This window comes from Gordonia hankookensis (assembly GCF_014673215.1).
In the GTDB taxonomy this organism is placed as follows: domain Bacteria; phylum Actinomycetota; class Actinomycetes; order Mycobacteriales; family Mycobacteriaceae; genus Gordonia; species Gordonia hankookensis.
This window is the reverse complement of the sequence record NZ_JACWMS010000002.1, coordinates 25,323-41,414: the sequence shown is the minus strand read 5'-3', so window position 1 is coordinate 41,414 and position 16,092 is coordinate 25,323. Positions and strand designations below refer to the sequence as shown.

Below are 16,092 nucleotides of genomic sequence, written 5' to 3'. Positions count from 1 at the left end.
CGTGCCCCTGGGGCCGGGTGCTCAGACCGGCCAGGTGTGCACGGGTTCGCCCTCGTGCATCAGCGTGACGTAGTCGCCGAGCATGCCGTGCAGGGCCGCGTCGCGGTCCTCGCCGGCAGCCTCGCGGGCCAGGACCGCGCGCCGCTGCCATGCCGAACCGGTCTGCCGGTTGATGCAGCGCCCTTCGATGACCGACAGGTAGCGCGAGCGTGCCTTGGACGAGACGCCGTAGGAACGCAGGCCGTCGTCGGCGAGGGGGAGCAGCCGTCGCAGGGTGAGTTCGTCCGGACGCACCCACCCGACATTCGGCCAGTACAACTGCGCCTCGAGGCCTGCGCGAGCGCCCGACTGCAGGTTCTCCGCGGCGGCGTTGAAGGACATCTGCGACCACAGCGGGCGGTCGGACTCGACGAGGCCGCGGACCAGGCCGTAGTAGAACGCCGAGTTGGCCATGGTGTCGACGACCGTCGGCCCGGCGGGTAGGACGCGGTTCTCCACGCGCAGGTGGGCGTGCCCGTCGACCACGTCGTACACCGGCCGGTTCCAGCGGTACACGGTGCCGTTGTGGAGGCGGAGCTCGTCGAGTGACGGGGTCTTTCCCTCGTCGAGTTCGGCCAGCGGATCGACATCGGTGGAGACGGGGAGCAGCGCCGGGAAGTATCGGGTGTTCTCCTCGAAGAGGTCGAAGATCGTGTTGATCCATCGCTCGCCGAACCAGACCCGCGGCCGGACACCTTGATTCTTCAGCTCCAGGGGCCGGGTGTCGGTCGCCTGCTCGAACACCGGGATGCGGCTCTCGTGCCAGAGCGCGGCGCCTGCCAGGAACGGCGAATTGCCCGCCAGTGCCACCTGTACCCCGGAGATGCTCTGCGCCGCATTCCAATGCGCGGCAAAGTCTTCGGGGGCAACCCGCAGATGCAACTGCAACGATGTGCAGGCCGCCTCGGGGAGGATCGAGTCGGTCGTGGTGTGGAGACGATCGGTGTGGTGCCCGTCGCCCAGCGGAATCCCGCTGATGTCGATCTCGATCGCCTCGCCGCGGGCGTCGAAGATCTGCTCGTTGAGCAGGTCGTATCGGGGATTGGCCGAAATCCATTGGTGAGCAAAATGTTCGGCGTTGAGGGTCGGGAGCATACCGATCATCACGAGATGGTTGTCGGTCTGCGCGGCCCGCTTCTCCGCGCGATTGAGCGAGGTGCGCAGCGCCTGCTCGAGGGAGATGGTGTCGTCGGTGACGAAGGGGCGCGGGGAGACGTTGATCTCGATGTTGAACTGGCCGAGCTCGGTCTGGTAGTCGGGATCGGCGATGGCGTCGAGGACCGTGGCGTTGGCCATCGCCGGATTCATGTCGTCGTCGACGAGATTGAGTTCCACCTCCATGCCCAGCAACGGCTCCGGCGGCCGACCGTGATCGGTGAACAGGCCCTCGGCAAGCATGCGTGCGATCGCCTCGGTACCGCGACTCACCTGCCTGCGGAACCGGACGCGGTCCTCGCCGGTGAACTCACGTTTCGAGACGTCGGTTCCCATCGCTCAATGGTGCATGATGGTCGGCGTGGCAGCGCGTAAACCGATCGATCCGGCGCAGGCCAGGGCGGCGGTCGTCGCCGTCGCCGAGTGGATTCGTGACGACACCGTCGAGGCTCCCGCCCGGCAGGAGGTCGCCGCTGCCGTCCGACTGACCGCCCGTACGCTCGCCGACGTCGCACCCGGCAACTCCGTCGAGGTGCGGGTGCCGCCGTATGTGGCCGTCCAGTGCATCGAAGGTCCGCGGCACACGCGCGGAACACCGCCCAACGTGGTGGAGACGGACCCGCGGAGCTGGATGCGGATGGTCACCGGAATCCGGGACATGACGGATCTGGTGGACGACGGTGAGGTCACCGCATCCGGATCGCGGGCCGGGGATGTCGCGCACTGGATGCCGCTGTTCCCGCTGTGAGGAGTGCCCCGGCCGAGGTGTCAGGACACCACCGGGGTGGGTGCAGGTTCGATCTGCTTGCGTCGGATGATCAGGATGACGGCCAGGATCGGATAGACCAGGATCGCGGCGACCGATCCGACGTAGCCGCTCTGGTCGACGAGGATCGACGTCCCGGTGAGGATCGAGAAGTCGAAGAGTCCGTGGACGACCGAGTTGAGGACATTGCCCCGCGAGACCCGCCTCATCAGGTAGAAGAAGTAGCCGGCGAGGCTGACGGCGATCGCCTGCGGAATCGCGGAGACGCCGTGGCCGATCGCGTTGGTGAGGTGGACCGCCCCGAAGACGATGCTCGACCACAGCGCGACCCGTCCCTCCGCGAGGCCGTGCTCACGCATCGCCGTGACACCGATCCCACGGAACATCGTCTCCTCGCCCCACCCGACGAATTGGGTGGCGACCAGGAGCGTGAGGACGAAGATCAGATCCTTGTCGGCGAGGGCCCGATAGTCGGTGCCTGCGGCAATCGCCACCAGCATCAACACCGGCACGATCCACACCCACCGTGACACAGGGCGCTCGTCGTGCAGGACCGGCCGCCACCACCCGAGTCGGCTCACCACCAGGAACGTGAAGGCCAGTGCCACTCCGAGCGGGATGATCATCGTGAACACGACGCCCCGGGTCGTGACGATGTCCGTCAGCCCGCTCGCGTGTTCGACCGCCAGCCCGCCGAGTTGGATGATCGCGAGGTAGACGATCACCACGACCGCGAACCACAGATAGGTCAGCTGTCGCAGGGGTCGTCGCGGCGGGTGGTCGGGAAGCGGCATCGTCACCGGGACAAGGTAGCCCGCGCACATCCGGCGTGCCGCGCCTGCGACTGGCCGCGGGCGGGCGGAATACGGCCGGTCGGCGCGCCGTTGCCGGATTCGCGTAACGCCGCTACCGGTCGGTACGCTTGGTGCGTCTCCCCAGCCCACCTGCGTCCTCGATCTCAGGGAGCCCATTGATGACCGACTTGTCGATCAACAGCACAAACCTCCTCGCTCCCACGCGATCATGCGGTACCGCACAGCCCGCCGACGACGTCGAGAACGAGCCTCGCGAGGAGTGCGGTGTCTTCGGGGTGTGGGCACCGGGCGAGGATGTGGCCAAGCTCTCCTATTACGGGCTCTATGCTCTGCAGCACCGCGGCCAGGAGGCGGCGGGCATTGCCGTCGGTGACGGATCGCAGGTCCTGGTGTTCAAGGATCTCGGGCTCGTCAGCCAGGTCTTCGACGAGCAGACCCTCGGCGCAATGGTCGGCCACGTGGCCATCGGGCACTGCCGCTACTCGACGACCGGGTCGACGACCTGGGAGAATTCGCAGCCGATCTTCCGGACCACCGATGCGGGCACCGGGGTCGCCCTCGGGCACAACGGCAATCTGGTGAACACCGCCGACCTGGCCAGCCGGGCGCGTGCGCTCGGCGTGATGAGTTCGGCTGCGACGTCGGATTCCGATCTGGTCGGCGCCCTGCTCGCCCATGGCGCTGCGGACAGCACGTTGGAGCAGGCGGCGATGGATCTGCTGCCCACGCTGCAGGGTGCGTTCTGCCTCACGTTCATGGACGAACACACGCTCTACGCGGCGCGCGACCCACACGGGGTGCGTCCGCTGTCGCTCGGGCGGCTCGATCGCGGATGGGTGGTCGCCTCCGAGACCGCGGCCTTCGACATCGTCGGCGCGTCGTTCGTGCGTGACATCGAGCCGGGCGAGCTCCTCGCGATCGACGCCGACGGCGTCCGCAGCTCACGATTCGCCGAGGCCAAGCCCCGGGGCTGTGTCTTCGAGTACGTCTATCTCGCACGACCGGACAGCGTGATCCACGGCCGGTCGGTGCATTCGACCCGTGTGGAGATCGGTCGCCGGCTGGCGCGGCAGCATCCCGCCGAGGGTGACCTGGTGATCCCGGTGCCCGAGTCCGGCACACCCGCCGCAGTCGGTTTCGCGCAGGAATCGGGCATCCCGTACGGACAGGGCCTGATGAAGAACGCCTATGTCGGACGTACCTTCATCCAGCCGTCGCAGACGATCCGTCAACTCGGCATCCGCCTCAAGCTCAACCCGCTCAAAGAGGTCATCCGCGGCAAACGTCTTGTGGTCGTGGATGATTCGATTGTCCGCGGCAACACCCAGCGCGCGTTGATCCGGATGCTGCGCGAGGCGGGTGCCGCCGAGGTGCATGTGCGGATCGCGTCCAGCCCGGTGCGGTGGCCGTGCTTCTACGGCATCGACTTCGCGTCGCCTGCCGAACTGATCGCCAACGGCATGGAATCCGAGGCCGGCATGGTCGAGGGCGTGCGGCAGGCGATCGGCGCCGACTCGCTCGGTTACATCAGCATCGACGAGATGATCGGGGCCACCGAGCAGGGGGCGGAGAATCTGTGCGCGGCGTGCTTCGACGGGGACTATCCCATCGACCTGCCCAAGGAGACCTCCATGGGCAAGGCGGTGCTCGAGCAGATGCTCGCCAGCGCTGCCGGCGACGGTCGTGTCGACCCGCTGACCGTTGCCAACGACAACGTCAGCGCGGTGATGCGGCCCTGATCTCGGGCTGCCGGATCCACTGCCGACGCCCCGCACCGAACGGTACGGCCGCACCACGGTCGGGTACCGTGTTTGAGCGGTGGTGACTCGCTGTGCCGACGTCGGAATCGCGGGCCACCGGACCACGGCCTACATCATGCGCGACGACGGCGCCTCCGATCACCCGGAGGTCCGACAACCTGGATTTCGACAAGGGGTGCTCAGCTAGATGACCGATCGGGATTCGGCTGCCGACAATCCGGCAAACAACCCGCACGCCGGCGACGGTGGTGCCTCGTACGCAGCCGCAGGCGTGGACATCGACGCAGGTGAGCGCGCGGTCGAACTGTTTGCACCGCATGCCAAGCGCGCGTCCCGCCCAGAAGTCATGGGCGGTCTCGGCGGGTTCTCCGGATTGTTCGCGCTCAAGGGCAACTACCGAGAGCCTGTCCTCGCCGCGGCGAGTGACGGCGTCGGCACCAAGCTCGCCATCGCCCAGGCGATGAACAAGCACGACACCGTGGGTCGCGATCTGGTTGCCATGTGCGTCGATGACCTGGTCGTGTGCGGGGCGGAGCCGCTCTTTCTGCAGGACTACATCGCCGTCGGCAAGGTGGTGCCGGAGACGGTGGCGCAGATCGTCGCGGGTATCGCCGACGGCTGTGTGGACGCCGGCTGTGCACTGCTCGGCGGGGAGACCGCCGAACATCCCGGCCTCATGGGCGAAGACCACTACGACCTCTCGGCCACCGCGATCGGGGTCGTCGAGGCCGACCAGATCCTCTCGCCCGAGCGTGTACGTCCGGGTGATGTGGTCATCGGGATGGGGTCGTCGGGCCTGCATTCCAACGGCTACTCGCTCGCTCGCAAGGTGCTCCTCGAATGGGGCCACATGGACCTCGCCGGGCATGTCGAGGAGTTCGGCCGCTCACTCGGTGAGGAGCTGCTCGAGCCGACCCGGATCTATGCGCGCGACTGCCTCGCGTTGGCGGCCGAGACCGATGTCCGCACCTTCGCGCATGTCACCGGTGGCGGCTTGGCCGAGAATCTGGCGCGGGTGATCCCGTCGGGTCTGGTTGCCGAGCTCGAGCGCGGGACCTGGACCCCGGCACCGGTGTTCGCCATGATCGGCCAGCGTGGCCGGGTGGAGCGCGAGGAGATGGAGCGTACGTTCAACATGGGTGTCGGCATGGTCGCGGTGGTGGCGCCCGAGGACACCGAGCGCGCGCAGGCGGTGCTCACCGCCCGGCACGTGGACAACTGGGTGCTCGGTGCGGTCAAACGGTCCACGGAGCCGAAGAACACCGAGCTGCCCCGGGTGGTGCTGGCCGGCGAGCATCCGCGCTTCTGACCACTGCACTGCCGGTGTGACGGTTTGCGCGTCGGCGCGGCTGGTCTCGATACGCCGCTCCTTCGTCGCGGCTACTCGACCGGCGGGGGGCGTCGCGGCTACTCGACCGGCGGGGGGCGTCGCGGCTACTCGACCGGCGGGGGGAGCTGCGGTTCTTCTGTTGATCGAGTAGCGGCGAACGGAGTGAGTCGCGTATCGAGATCGAAGCCACCTGGTCGGCGTGCGTCGGTGCTCCCGACGTCGACAGCAGACAACCACACCTGAGCATCTCGCGCGTGACGATGGCCACGAGCGAACTGCTCAGGTGTGGTTGTTGCGTTGGTGTGCACCGAGATCGGTGCCGAGAGGAGAGGGTGGAGTCGACGACTCAGGAGCGTCAGGCTCGACGCCACTCATCCTCGTCGACCCACTCGTCCACCGGATCCCGGCGTTCCGCCGAGTCCTCCGACCCAGACAACTCGCGCTGCAAGCTGTCGAAGTCGGTGTTCGGAGTGGAGTACTTCAGCTGACGAGCAACCTTCGTCTGCTTTGCTTTTGCCCGGCCGCGGCCCATTTGGGACCCCCTCGCACAATGACGGGGCGGCCAAACGCTTGGCGGCCCCGTTCTCTAGGTAATGAATCTGTCGTGGCACCAGTTTAGCGCGCTCGTTCCGATAATGCGGATCGCCCTGCCGACTGTGCCGCAGCGAGTCGGAAAGCGGGGAGTCAGGTCACGCGTGGGCCAGTTTGCGCGAGGCCTCCCGTCGGACCTTGGGACCGAGGTCCTCGCAGGCCAGCAGGGTCGCGAGAGCGTGCGCATCGGCGGCGGTGCCGCTCAGGAGATCACGCACGGTGACCCGGTGATCGGGTCGATGGACCAGACGGACCGCGTCCCCGGCGCCGACACTGCCCGGGGTGACAACCCGCAGGTAGGAGCCGGTGTCGGCGCGATCCAGAAACCGCTTGATCCACTGATCTTCTTCCGCCCACGCGGCAAAGACGCGGCAGGGCGTGCGTGGAATCGTCGTCTCGACGACGAGGCCGTCATCGCCGATCTCCCAGCGCTCCCCGACCACCGCGTCGGTGATCGGCAGCCCGTCGATCCGCAGATTCTCGCCGAACCAGCCGGGCGGCAGTTCGCGGCCGAGCTCCTCGGCCCAGCGCAGCGCCTCGCGTTCGCTGTAGGCGTAGACCGCCTGCTCGATGCCGCCGTGGTGCTTGGTGTCGACGACGTGGTCGGGCACCAGCCCGAGTTCTCCGACGGAGATGCGGCCGGCCAGTGGCCGCTTGTCGATCCCGCTGGCCCCGATCGCGTCGAGAATGACGTCGTCGGTCGCGGCGCACACGGCCAGGACGACTCCGGTCGGCGGGTCGCCGGCGGTCACGACTACGAGACCCCGCCGTGGCGGAGCCGGTCGATCGCTGCGCGGCCTGCCTGGACGCGATCGTCGTCGCGGACGGAGTCGGGGTCGATCCGGGCACTCACCGGGCGCTCGCCGTCGACGAGGAGGTCGACCTCAGGGCCGACCGATCGTTTGACCAGCGCCAGCGCAATCGGACCGAGCTCGTAATGGTCGACGACGGTCCCGATCCGGCCGACCACGCGTCCGCCTGCCTTGACCGGATCGCCGGTCGACGGTCGTTCGTCGGTGCTCCCGTCGAGATGGAGCAGCACGAGGCGACGTGGCGCCTTGCCGAGGTTGTGGACCCGCGCGACGGTCTCCTGTCCGCGGTAGCAACCCTTGTCGAGGTGAACCGCCCCGAGCTCGTCGGGGCCGCCGATCCAGTTCACCTCCTGCGGGATGGTGCGGTCATCGGTGTCGACACCGTGTCGGGGGCGCAACGCGGCGACCCGCAGCGCGTCGTGGGTCCAGCCGCCTGCCATCCGTGCGCCGGCGTCGGTGAGTTGTGTCCACCACGCCTCGACGGCGGATTCGGGGATCACCAGGTCGATCACGGGCAGCCGTGCGCCCTCGCCGATCGGCGGCATCACCCGCCAGAAACCGAGCGGTTCCTCCTCGTGGTGGAGTTCGGGCAGATCGCCCGCGGTGTAGATCGGGGCGTCGGGGGTGAGGTCGATGAGGTCGGCGATCGGGCCGTGCAGGATGTCCGGACCGATCAGTGTGAGCACCGACATGTCGGGCCGGGCAGCCGGCTCGACCTTCGCCCAGAAGACCATCTTCGTGAGAAAGTCCAGCAGGATCGGCCCGCGCCGACCTTCGCAGTCGACCCAGGTCACCCCGTCGACATCGGTCATCACGAAGTGCTCCTCGACGCGACCGTTCGCATCGAGCGACAGGTTCTCGGCGCTGGTCCGGTCGGCGAGGGACTCCACATGCTGACTGGAGATGGTGTGCAGCCAGGTCAGTCGATCGGCACCCGGCAACTCGATCACCGCCCGGTCCGAACGATCGACGACCGCCGCGGAACGTTCCGCGGTCCGCTGCTCTCCGAGGGGATCTCCGTAATGCCAGGCGACCCGGACGAGGTCGTCATCACCGTCCTGGGGTGGCCCGGGCACGGCGCCCTGAGTGGAATACCTGGTCAGAATGCGCGACGCGGTCACATGTCGAGTCTACGGGGCGACACGAACCGGCGAGTGCCGGTCGTGGCGGACGGACCTCACCTAGCCTCGAGTCCATGGCGCAGCAGATTCTGGTCACCCTCGACGGCACGGTGCACGATCCCGACGTCCCGTTCCTCCATGCCGACGACCTGGCGGCGGTGCGTGGCGACGGTGCGTTCGAGACCTTGCTGATCCGGTCCGGCCGGACGCGGCGGGTGGGAGCGCACCTCGATCGTCTCGGACGGAGCGCGGCGATGATGGATCTGCCCGAGCCCGATCGTGATGCATGGCAGTCGGCCATCGAGGTGGCCGAGAAGGAATGGTCGGTCGCGGGTGGAGACGGCGAGGCGTGGCTGCGGCTGATCTACTCGCGAGGGCGGGAGAGTGCGCCGGATGCCGGGCCGACGGCGTATCTGGTCGTCGGTGCCGTCGCCGAGCGGGTACGGCACGCCCGCTCGGAGGGACTCTCGGTGGTGACACTGGACCGCGGCTACTCGACAGATCTCGCCGAGACCGCGCCGTGGCAGCTCCTCGGTGCCAAGTCGCTGAGCTACGCGACCAACATGGCCGCCCTGCGTCATGCCGAACAGCAGGGTTTCGACGACGTGATCTACCTCAGCAGTGAGGGAGCGGTGCTGGAGGGGCCGCGATCGACGGTCGTCACCGTGACGGGGAAGACCCTGGCCACCCCGCCGCCCGAGACCGGCATCCTGCCCGGGACCACGCAGCGCGCGGTCTTCGACATCGCGGAGCAGGAGGGCTGGACGACCGCGACGCAGACCCTTCGGCGCGCAGACCTCATCGGCGCCGATTCGGTCTGGCTGATCAGCAGTGTCACCTTGGCCGCGCGGGTCAGATCGCTCAATCGGTATGTGATGCCGACATCAACGACAGATGACGAATTCGCTGATTTGGTGGACCGCGCGATTTGCGTTGACTGACAATGAGAGCGACGTGCGTGCGTTGACCGGTGACCCGTCGCCGGTGGGCGGGCGGACGGGATCCAGACCACAATTTCATCCAGGTGCGATCAGGACTTTGGGTGCTTGAACTTGCCCAACCGCGCAGCGTAGCGTGGGTCGGGCACGACTACTACGAAATGTAGTAGGTGAGGGTTCGGCAGTCAGGAGGTCGCACACCGCGGCCCGGCCCGTGCATCGCAGCCCGATGCACCGACTCTGATAGAGGCGACATGGACGCTCTTGATGTCTCCCGATGGCAATTCGGGATCACCACCGTCTATCACTTCATTCTGGTCCCACTGACCATCGGTCTGGCGCCGATGATCGCTGTCATGCAGACGGTCTGGCACGTGACCGGCAACGAACAGTGGCTGCGCGCGACCAAGTTCTTCGGGAAGCTCTTCCTGATCAACTTCGCGCTGGGTGTCGCCACCGGCATCGTGCAGGAATTCCAGTTCGGCATGAACTGGAGCGAGTACAGCCGGTACGTCGCCGATGTGTTCGGTGCGCCATTGGCCTTCGAAGGCCTGGTCGCGTTCTTCCTCGAATCGACCTTCATCGGTCTGTGGATCTTCGGCTGGGGTCGTTTGCCGCGGCGAGTCCACCTGGCCTGTATCTGGCTGGCCGCGATCGGTGTCAACGCATCTGCCTACTTCATCATCGCCGCGAACTCGTGGATGCAGCACCCGGTGGGTGTGGAGTGGGACAACGAACGAAATCGTCCGGCTATGAACGACTTCTGGGCGGTGCTCACCAACAACACCACGCTGGCGGCGTTCCCGCACGTCATCGCCGGCGCGCTGCTCACCGCAGGCACCTTCGTAGCGGCCATCGGTTGTTGGTGGATGGCGCGGAACATGTGGCGGGCGAAGAAACTTCGCGTGGCCATCGAGACCGGTGACACCTCCGGGATGCCGAAGGCGACGTCACCCAGTCAGATCGACGCCACGCCCGAGGATCTCGAGCATGATGCACGCAGGATGTGGCGCCCGGTGACCCGGTTCGCGCTGTGGGTGACCGTGGTCTCGGGCGTAGCCCTGTTCATCACCGGCGACATCCAGGCCGAGATCATGTTCGAGCAGCAGCCGATGAAGATGGCATCGGCGGAATCCCTGTGCAACACCGAGACCGGTGCCGCGTTCTCGGTGCTGAGCGTCGGTCGGCAGAACAACTGCGACAACGTCCATCCGGTGATCGAGATCCCCAACATGTTGTCGTTCCTGGCCAATCGCGACATCCACAGCACTGTGCAGGGCGTGAACCAGCTACAGGTGCAGTACCAGGAGGCGCTCGACATGCCCGGGCAGAACTTCGCGCCGAACCTGTTCGTCACCTACTGGGGCTTCCGGGCGATGATCACCTGGGCGCTCGGCTCGGCGGTGCTAGCGTTGGGCGGACTGTGGCTGACGCGGAAGAAGCGGGTTGTCGAGTCGCGAAAGTTCGGCTTGCTGGCCTTGTGGATGATCCCCACCCCGTTCTTGGCCAACAGTTCCGGCTGGATCTTCACCGAGATGGGACGCCAGCCCTGGGTGGTCGCACCGAACTGGGCCGAGGATCTGGACCCGTTGCGGATCCACATGCTCGTCCAGGACGGTGTCTCCAATCATGTGGCGGCGACGGTCTGGGTGACGCTCATCGGGTTCACGGTTCTCTACGGGGCACTCGGGATCGTGTGGTTCATGCTGCAGCGCCGCTACATCATCGAGGGGCCGGCCACCTACGATGCGGTCCCACCCGATGAGCCGTCGCCGGACGATTCCGATTCCGGTGAGCCCAAACAACTCTCGTTCGCGTACTGAGGAGATGACCGATGGGACTTCAGGAGTTCTGGTTTCTGATCATCGCGATACTGTTCGTCGGCTATTTCGTGCTCGAGGGTTTCGACTTCGGGGTCGGCATGTTGATGCCCTTCCTCGGGCGCAGCCATACCGGTGGTGACGAGAAGGTCGAGCCGACCGAAGACCTCGCCGATCCGGACAGTCGTCGCCGAGCGATCCTGAACACCATCGGGCCGGTGTGGGACGGCAACGAGGTGTGGGTGATCACCGGTGGCGCCGCGATATTCGCGGCATTCGGTGGCTGGTACGCGACGATGTTCTCGGCCTTCTATCTGCCGCTGTTCCTGATCCTGGTCGGGCTCATCACCCGCGTGTGTGCCATCGAATGGCGGGGCAAGATCAATTCGCCGAAGTGGCGCGCGTGGGCCGATGTGGGGATCGGGCTGGGGTCCTGGATTCCGGCCATCCTGTGGGGCGTCGCATTCGCGAACGTCATCCGGGGCCTGCCCATCGATGCCGATGCGCAGTACACGGCCGGGTTCTTCAATCTGCTCAACCCGTACGCGCTGCTCGGCGGCCTGACGACATTGCTGGCTTTCCTCACCCACGGCGCGGTCTTCCTGGCGCTGAAGACGAGCGGTGTGCTGAAACAGGATTCGATGAAGTACGCCTCCCTGCTGGCCATCCCCACCCTGGTGGTGGCCGCGGCGTTCTTGCTGTGGACCCAATTCGCGTACGGCAACGGGTGGACGTGGATTCCGGTGTTGGTCGCGGCCGTGGCGGCGGTGGTGATGGTGTTGGCGACCCAGGTGAGACGAGAGGGCGTCGCGTTCTTCGCGACCTGCGTCGCGATCGCCGGGACCGTGGCCACCCTGTTCTCGGTGCTCTACCCGAATGTGTTGCCGTCCACCACGAATTCGGCCTACAACCTGACCATCGAAAACACGTCGTCGAGCCACTACACGCTGACGATCATGACCTGGGCCGCGGTACTCATCACACCGGTCGTCATCGCCTACCAGGCGTGGACCTACTGGGTGTTCCGCAAGCGGATCTCGGTGGAACAGATCCCCGCGCCGACCGGCCTCTCGTCGCTGCGTGTGCCGACTGAATGACGCGGGCTGCCAGCACCACCGCGTCCACCGGGGAGGCCGACACCGCCGAGGCGGGCGCACCGGCACGCCGCGCCGGGCCGGTCGACCCACGCCTGCTGCGGTATTCGCCCGCCGCCCGCTGGTATGTGGTCGTCACGGCGGTCTTCTCGTTCGGTGCGGTGATCGCGATCATCGTGACCGCGGCGATGGCGGCGTCGATCGTGTCCGAACTCATCGTCGATCCCGGCCGGCGATCCATTGCCGCCCAACACGTTCACCTCGGTGTCCTGGCAGGTGCCGTGGTCGCCCGGGCGGCGATGACCTACCTGCACGACCGGTACGCGCAGCGGGCGTCCGCGCGCGTCATCGCCCAGTTACGCGCACGCGCTCTCGACGTCCTGACCGACCCCGCGACCACGTCACCGCGCGACCTCGCGGAGCGGCGCGAGCACGCAAGCACCGTGTTGCTGCGCGGGCTCGACAGTCTCGCACCGTATCTGGCCGGCTACCTGCCCGCGCTGATCCTCACCCTCACGGTCACCCCGACGGTGGTCCTCGTCATCGCTGTCACCGACTGGCCGTCGGCGCTGGTCATTCTGATCACGCTCCCGCTGATACCGCTCTTCATGGTGCTGATCGGGTTGATGACGCGGGACCGGACCGACCGCAAACTCCAGGCGATGAGTCGTCTGAACGCGCAACTGCTCGACCTGATCGCCGGCCTCCCGACGCTGCGGGCACTGAACCGGTCACGCGGGCCGGCCGAACGCGTGGCCCAGCTCGGACGCACCCACCGGCGGACCACGATGTCGGCGTTGCGGGTCGCGTTCCTGTCCGGCGCCGTCCTCGAGTTGCTCGCGACGTTGTGTGTGGCGCTGGTGGCCGTGGGCATCGGAATCCGTCTCGTCTACGGCGAGATGAGTCTGTACGCAGGCGTTCTCGCGCTGATCCTGGCTCCGGAGGCCTACCACCCGCTCCGGCAGGTCGGTGCCCAGTTCCACAACTCGGCCGACGGGGTCGCCGCGGCCGGCGAGGTCGTCGAGTTGATCGAGGCGGCCGACGCCTCTGCGGCATCTCATCCCGGCCACCGCACCTGTTCGGTTGCCGGGCAACAGATCAGACTCCTCGACGTCGGTGTGCACGGGCGAGACGGCTGGGCACCCCATCGACTCGCCGTGACGATCGGGCCGGGCGAGCTGACGGTGCTGACCGGACCGAACGGGGCGGGAAAGTCGACCACGCTGCTGGCCGTCATGGGCCTCATCGAACCCGATGAGGGTTCGGTGCTGATCGGTTCGATCTCGGTCGCCGAACTCGATCCTGCCGCGCTGCACGAGCAGATCGCATGGTTGCCGCAGTTGCCGGTGATCGTTCCCGGCACGGTCAGAGAGAATCTCGAGCTGTTCGGAGTCCTCGACCCGGCAGAGCTGCGACGTGTCTCGGAGGCGACCGGTTTCGACGATGTCGTCGACGGACTGCCGGATGGTGTGGAGACCGTGCTCGGCGCGGGTGGCGTCGGGCTCTCGGCGGGCCAGCGGCAACGACTCGCGCTCACCCGGGTGCTGGCCTCGCCGTCGCCGCTGATGCTCCTCGACGAGCCGACCGCGCATCTCGACGAACGGTCGGCGGCTGCGGTGCTCGGCGTGCTGTCGGCCCGGGCCCGCGCAGGCGACACCGTGGTGGCGGTTGCCCACCAGCCGCTCGCGCGCGCGCACGCAGACCGGATCGTCGAGATCGGCGGGGTGCACCGTGGCGCATGAACCCTGGCCGACCGGTACCGCCCGCCATGGGCGAACGCCCGATCCCTTGCGACGGGCCTTCGCCTTCCTCGGGCTGCAGGGTCGGCCGCTGGCGAAATCGATCCTGCTTGGTGTGGGCGGATCGCTGTCGGCGCTCGGCCTGGCGGCGTTGTCGGCATGGCTGATCACGCGTGCGTGGCAGATGCCGCCGGTGCTCTACCTGTCGGTGGCGATCACGTCGGTTCGGGCCCTCGGCATCTCGCGCGGGGTCTTCCGGTACCTCGAGCGCCTGGCCACACACGACCTCGCGCTCGGCGCGATGGCGACGGCGCGTGAACGCGTCTATCGCAGGCTGGCCGCCGGCGATCCCGCGTATTCGGTGACGTTGCGTCGCGGAGACCTGCTGGCCCGCACCGGTGACGACATCGACGAGATCGGCAATGCCCTGATCCGGGGCGTGGTCCCGATCGCCGTCGGCGCGGTGACCGGTGTCGCCGCGGTGATCATCATGGGCCTCGTGTCGTGGTGGGCGGCCCTGATCCTCGCGGTCGCCCTGGTGGTCAGCGGGCTCGTCGCGCCGTGGCTGGCGGCCCGCGGCTCCGCGCGATCGATCGGCGATTCGTCGGCGGCCGCGACCCGCTCGTCGGAGGCGGCCCTCGCCGCGCTCTGGCACGCTCCGGAGCTGACCGTCGCGCGGCGCCGGGAGCACGTACTCGCCGCCGCCAGGGCGGCTGACACCGAAGCGCTGGCGGCGGCCGATCGGGGACTGCGCCACGAGGCCGCCGCGGCCGCGGCAACGCCCCTGTCGGTGGGTATCTCGGTGCTGGCGGCCTGCCTGATCGGGATCGGGCTCGTGTCGTCGGTGCCGGGATCGTTGGCGTCCGTGGCCTCGGGCGAGGGTCTCACCCCGATGATCCTCGGCGTCCTCATCCTGCTGCCGCTGTCCGCTTTCGAATCGACGGGACCGCTCACCGAGGCCGGAATCCAGATCGAGCGGAGTCGTCAGAGCGCGGCCCGGGTGATGGCGCTGGTCGACGGCGCAGGTGCGTCCGAGGTCGGCTCGGAGCCAGGCGGAGTGGCCGCACACGACCCGGGCCCGTGGGACCGCGAGATCCATCCGGGTCCGGTGACGATCGACGTCGATGCGCTGCGGTGGGGTTGGTCGTCGACGAATGTCACGGGTCCCGCCGACGGGCTGTCCATGACCGTGCCGCCCGGCGGGCGGATGATGGTGGTCGGGCCGAGCGGGTCGGGGAAATCGGCACTCATGCTGACCCTGGCCGGGCTCTTGGAGGCTCGCGCGGGAACGGTCGGCTGCCGCGACGGCACCGCCGACCCTGTCGATCTGCGTGCGGCGGTCTGCTACGTCGCCGAGGAGGGCCACGTCTTCTCCACGACGGTCCGGGAGAATCTGCTGGTCGCCCGGGGTGACGCCGACGATGCCGAGCTCATCGCGGCGCTCGACGCGGTGGGGCTGCGAGCCTGGGTCGCCGGGCTGCCCGACGGTATCGACACCGCACTGACCGGGGGAGCGGATGCGGTCAGCGGCGGTCAGCGACGCCGGCTGCTCCTGGCCCGGGCGTTGCTGCATCCGGCGCCGGTCGTGCTGCTCGACGAACCGACCGAGCATCTCGACGCCGACGATGCGGCAATGCTCCTGCGCGGGCTGATCGCCGCCGAGGGCGGGCTGTTCGCGTCGTCGAAGACCGTGGTCATCGTCACGCATCATGCTGGGGCGCAAGATCTTTCACTTGCCAATCCGAGCTGCGCGGTGCTCGAGATCGAACCTGTCGCAACCCGGTGAAAAAGGCGTTGCCGCCCGGTCGTGGGCAGGCGTATCTTCGGCTGTACACGAGGAAGGAGGTGGTTCGAAGTTGTATGACTATTGGACACGTGAGGTGACCATCCGCTAGCGCGGATCGTGGCATTCACTGCCATGGGAGTGCGCCGTCAGGCCGCACCCTCCGTGCCGGCGAATCCCAGATGGTCACCCGACCCCCGTACCCCGATCGAGTCCGATCGGCCCTGGCCCTGCTGACGGGCGGTACGGGGGTCGTTTCCGTCCGGGGTCACTGTCTGGTCCGAACGTGACTCCCACGAATCAGGCGTGTGTAACGCGCGTCACCGTGA

13 protein-coding genes are annotated in these 16,092 nt (G+C 67.6%); 8 read left to right on the top strand and 5 right to left on the bottom strand.

Features of this window, described 5'->3' with window-relative positions; genetic code table 11:
• Nucleotides 1-21 precede the first annotated feature (21 nt).
• A complete protein-coding gene (locus IDF66_RS07465) occupies nt 22-1,530 on the bottom strand; it encodes a glutamate--cysteine ligase (protein WP_190266377.1) in 1,509 nt (502 codons plus the stop codon).
• Between the two features lie 25 nt (nt 1,531-1,555).
• Here IDF66_RS07465 and IDF66_RS07460 point away from each other — a divergent pair, with 25 nt between their 5' ends.
• Entirely contained in the window at nt 1,556-1,942 is a 387-nt protein-coding gene (locus IDF66_RS07460; protein WP_190266376.1) for a sterol carrier family protein, read from the top strand.
• Between the two features lie 20 nt (nt 1,943-1,962).
• Here IDF66_RS07460 and IDF66_RS07455 read toward each other — a convergent pair whose 3' ends face one another.
• Nucleotides 1,963-2,754 (bottom strand): CPBP family intramembrane glutamic endopeptidase, encoded by a 792-nt coding sequence (locus tag IDF66_RS07455; RefSeq protein ID WP_190267375.1) that lies wholly within the window; start codon nt 2,752-2,754, stop codon nt 1,963-1,965.
• Between the two features lie 179 nt (nt 2,755-2,933).
• Here IDF66_RS07455 and purF point away from each other — a divergent pair, with 179 nt between their 5' ends.
• Together purF and purM are read left to right on the top strand one after the other, a co-directional pair.
• Nucleotides 2,934-4,514 (top strand): amidophosphoribosyltransferase, encoded by a 1,581-nt coding sequence (purF, locus tag IDF66_RS07450; protein ID WP_190266375.1) that lies wholly within the window; start codon nt 2,934-2,936, stop codon nt 4,512-4,514.
• Nucleotides 4,515-4,722: 208 nt separating this feature from the next.
• Complete coding sequence (purM, locus tag IDF66_RS07445; protein WP_164307263.1) at nt 4,723-5,844, top strand: phosphoribosylformylglycinamidine cyclo-ligase; 1,122 nt, start codon at nt 4,723-4,725, stop codon at nt 5,842-5,844.
• A gap of 376 nt (nt 5,845-6,220) precedes the next feature.
• On the opposite strand, the gene IDF66_RS07440 is transcribed toward purM, so the two are convergent.
• The 3 genes from IDF66_RS07440 to ygfZ all read right to left on the bottom strand — a co-directional run bounded on the left by IDF66_RS07440 (nt 6,221) and on the right by ygfZ (nt 8,389).
• Nucleotides 6,221-6,397 (bottom strand): DUF3073 domain-containing protein, encoded by a 177-nt coding sequence (locus IDF66_RS07440; protein WP_164307262.1) that lies wholly within the window; start codon nt 6,395-6,397, stop codon nt 6,221-6,223.
• 157 nt (nt 6,398-6,554) lie between these two features.
• Nucleotides 6,555-7,208 (bottom strand): MOSC domain-containing protein, encoded by a 654-nt coding sequence (locus tag IDF66_RS07435; RefSeq protein WP_190266374.1) that lies wholly within the window; start codon nt 7,206-7,208, stop codon nt 6,555-6,557.
• A gap of 2 nt (nt 7,209-7,210) precedes the next feature.
• Nucleotides 7,211-8,389: a CAF17-like 4Fe-4S cluster assembly/insertion protein YgfZ gene (gene ygfZ, locus IDF66_RS07430; RefSeq protein ID WP_190266373.1), complete on the bottom strand. Its 1,179-nt coding sequence runs from the start codon at nt 8,387-8,389 to the stop codon at nt 7,211-7,213.
• A gap of 74 nt (nt 8,390-8,463) precedes the next feature.
• Between ygfZ and IDF66_RS07425 the strand changes: the two genes are divergently transcribed.
• The 5 genes from IDF66_RS07425 (at nt 8,464) to cydC (ending at nt 15,766) form a co-directional block, all read left to right on the top strand.
• A complete protein-coding gene (locus IDF66_RS07425; protein ID WP_190266372.1) occupies nt 8,464-9,330 on the top strand; it encodes an aminodeoxychorismate lyase in 867 nt (288 codons plus the stop codon).
• A gap of 251 nt (nt 9,331-9,581) precedes the next feature.
• Nucleotides 9,582-11,150 (top strand): cytochrome ubiquinol oxidase subunit I, encoded by a 1,569-nt coding sequence (locus IDF66_RS07420; protein ID WP_164307258.1) that lies wholly within the window; start codon nt 9,582-9,584, stop codon nt 11,148-11,150.
• A gap of 11 nt (nt 11,151-11,161) precedes the next feature.
• Nucleotides 11,162-12,244 carry a cytochrome d ubiquinol oxidase subunit II gene (gene cydB / locus IDF66_RS07415; RefSeq protein ID WP_190266371.1) on the top strand — a complete coding sequence of 361 codons (1,083 nt, stop codon included), beginning with the start codon at nt 11,162-11,164 and terminating at the stop codon, nt 12,242-12,244.
• Nucleotides 12,241-13,983 (top strand): thiol reductant ABC exporter subunit CydD, encoded by a 1,743-nt coding sequence (cydD, locus tag IDF66_RS07410; protein ID WP_190266370.1) that lies wholly within the window; start codon nt 12,241-12,243, stop codon nt 13,981-13,983. The genes cydB and cydD overlap by 4 nt, the downstream gene beginning before the upstream one ends.
• Nucleotides 13,973-15,766, top strand: coding sequence for a thiol reductant ABC exporter subunit CydC (gene cydC / locus IDF66_RS07405; protein WP_317628622.1), 1,794 nt, complete (start codon nt 13,973-13,975; stop codon nt 15,764-15,766). The genes cydD and cydC overlap by 11 nt, the downstream gene beginning before the upstream one ends.
• The last annotated feature ends 326 nt before the right edge of the window (nt 15,767-16,092 follow it).

Coding starts and splice junctions, on each gene's coding strand:
- IDF66_RS07465 (WP_190266377.1), bottom strand. CDS start 1,530: ATGGGAACCGACGTCTCGAAACGTGAGTTCACCGGCGAGGACCGCGTC.
- IDF66_RS07455 (WP_190267375.1), bottom strand. CDS start 2,754: ATGCCGCTTCCCGACCACCCGCCGCGACGACCCCTGCGACAGCTGACC.
- purF (WP_190266375.1), top strand. CDS start 2,934: ATGACCGACTTGTCGATCAACAGCACAAACCTCCTCGCTCCCACGCGA.
- purM (WP_164307263.1), top strand. CDS start 4,723: ATGACCGATCGGGATTCGGCTGCCGACAATCCGGCAAACAACCCGCAC.
- IDF66_RS07440 (WP_164307262.1), bottom strand. CDS start 6,397: ATGGGCCGCGGCCGGGCAAAAGCAAAGCAGACGAAGGTTGCTCGTCAG.
- IDF66_RS07425 (WP_190266372.1), top strand. CDS start 8,464: ATGGCGCAGCAGATTCTGGTCACCCTCGACGGCACGGTGCACGATCCC.
- IDF66_RS07420 (WP_164307258.1), top strand. CDS start 9,582: ATGGACGCTCTTGATGTCTCCCGATGGCAATTCGGGATCACCACCGTC.
- cydB (WP_190266371.1), top strand. CDS start 11,162: ATGGGACTTCAGGAGTTCTGGTTTCTGATCATCGCGATACTGTTCGTC.
- cydD (WP_190266370.1), top strand. CDS start 12,241: ATGACGCGGGCTGCCAGCACCACCGCGTCCACCGGGGAGGCCGACACC.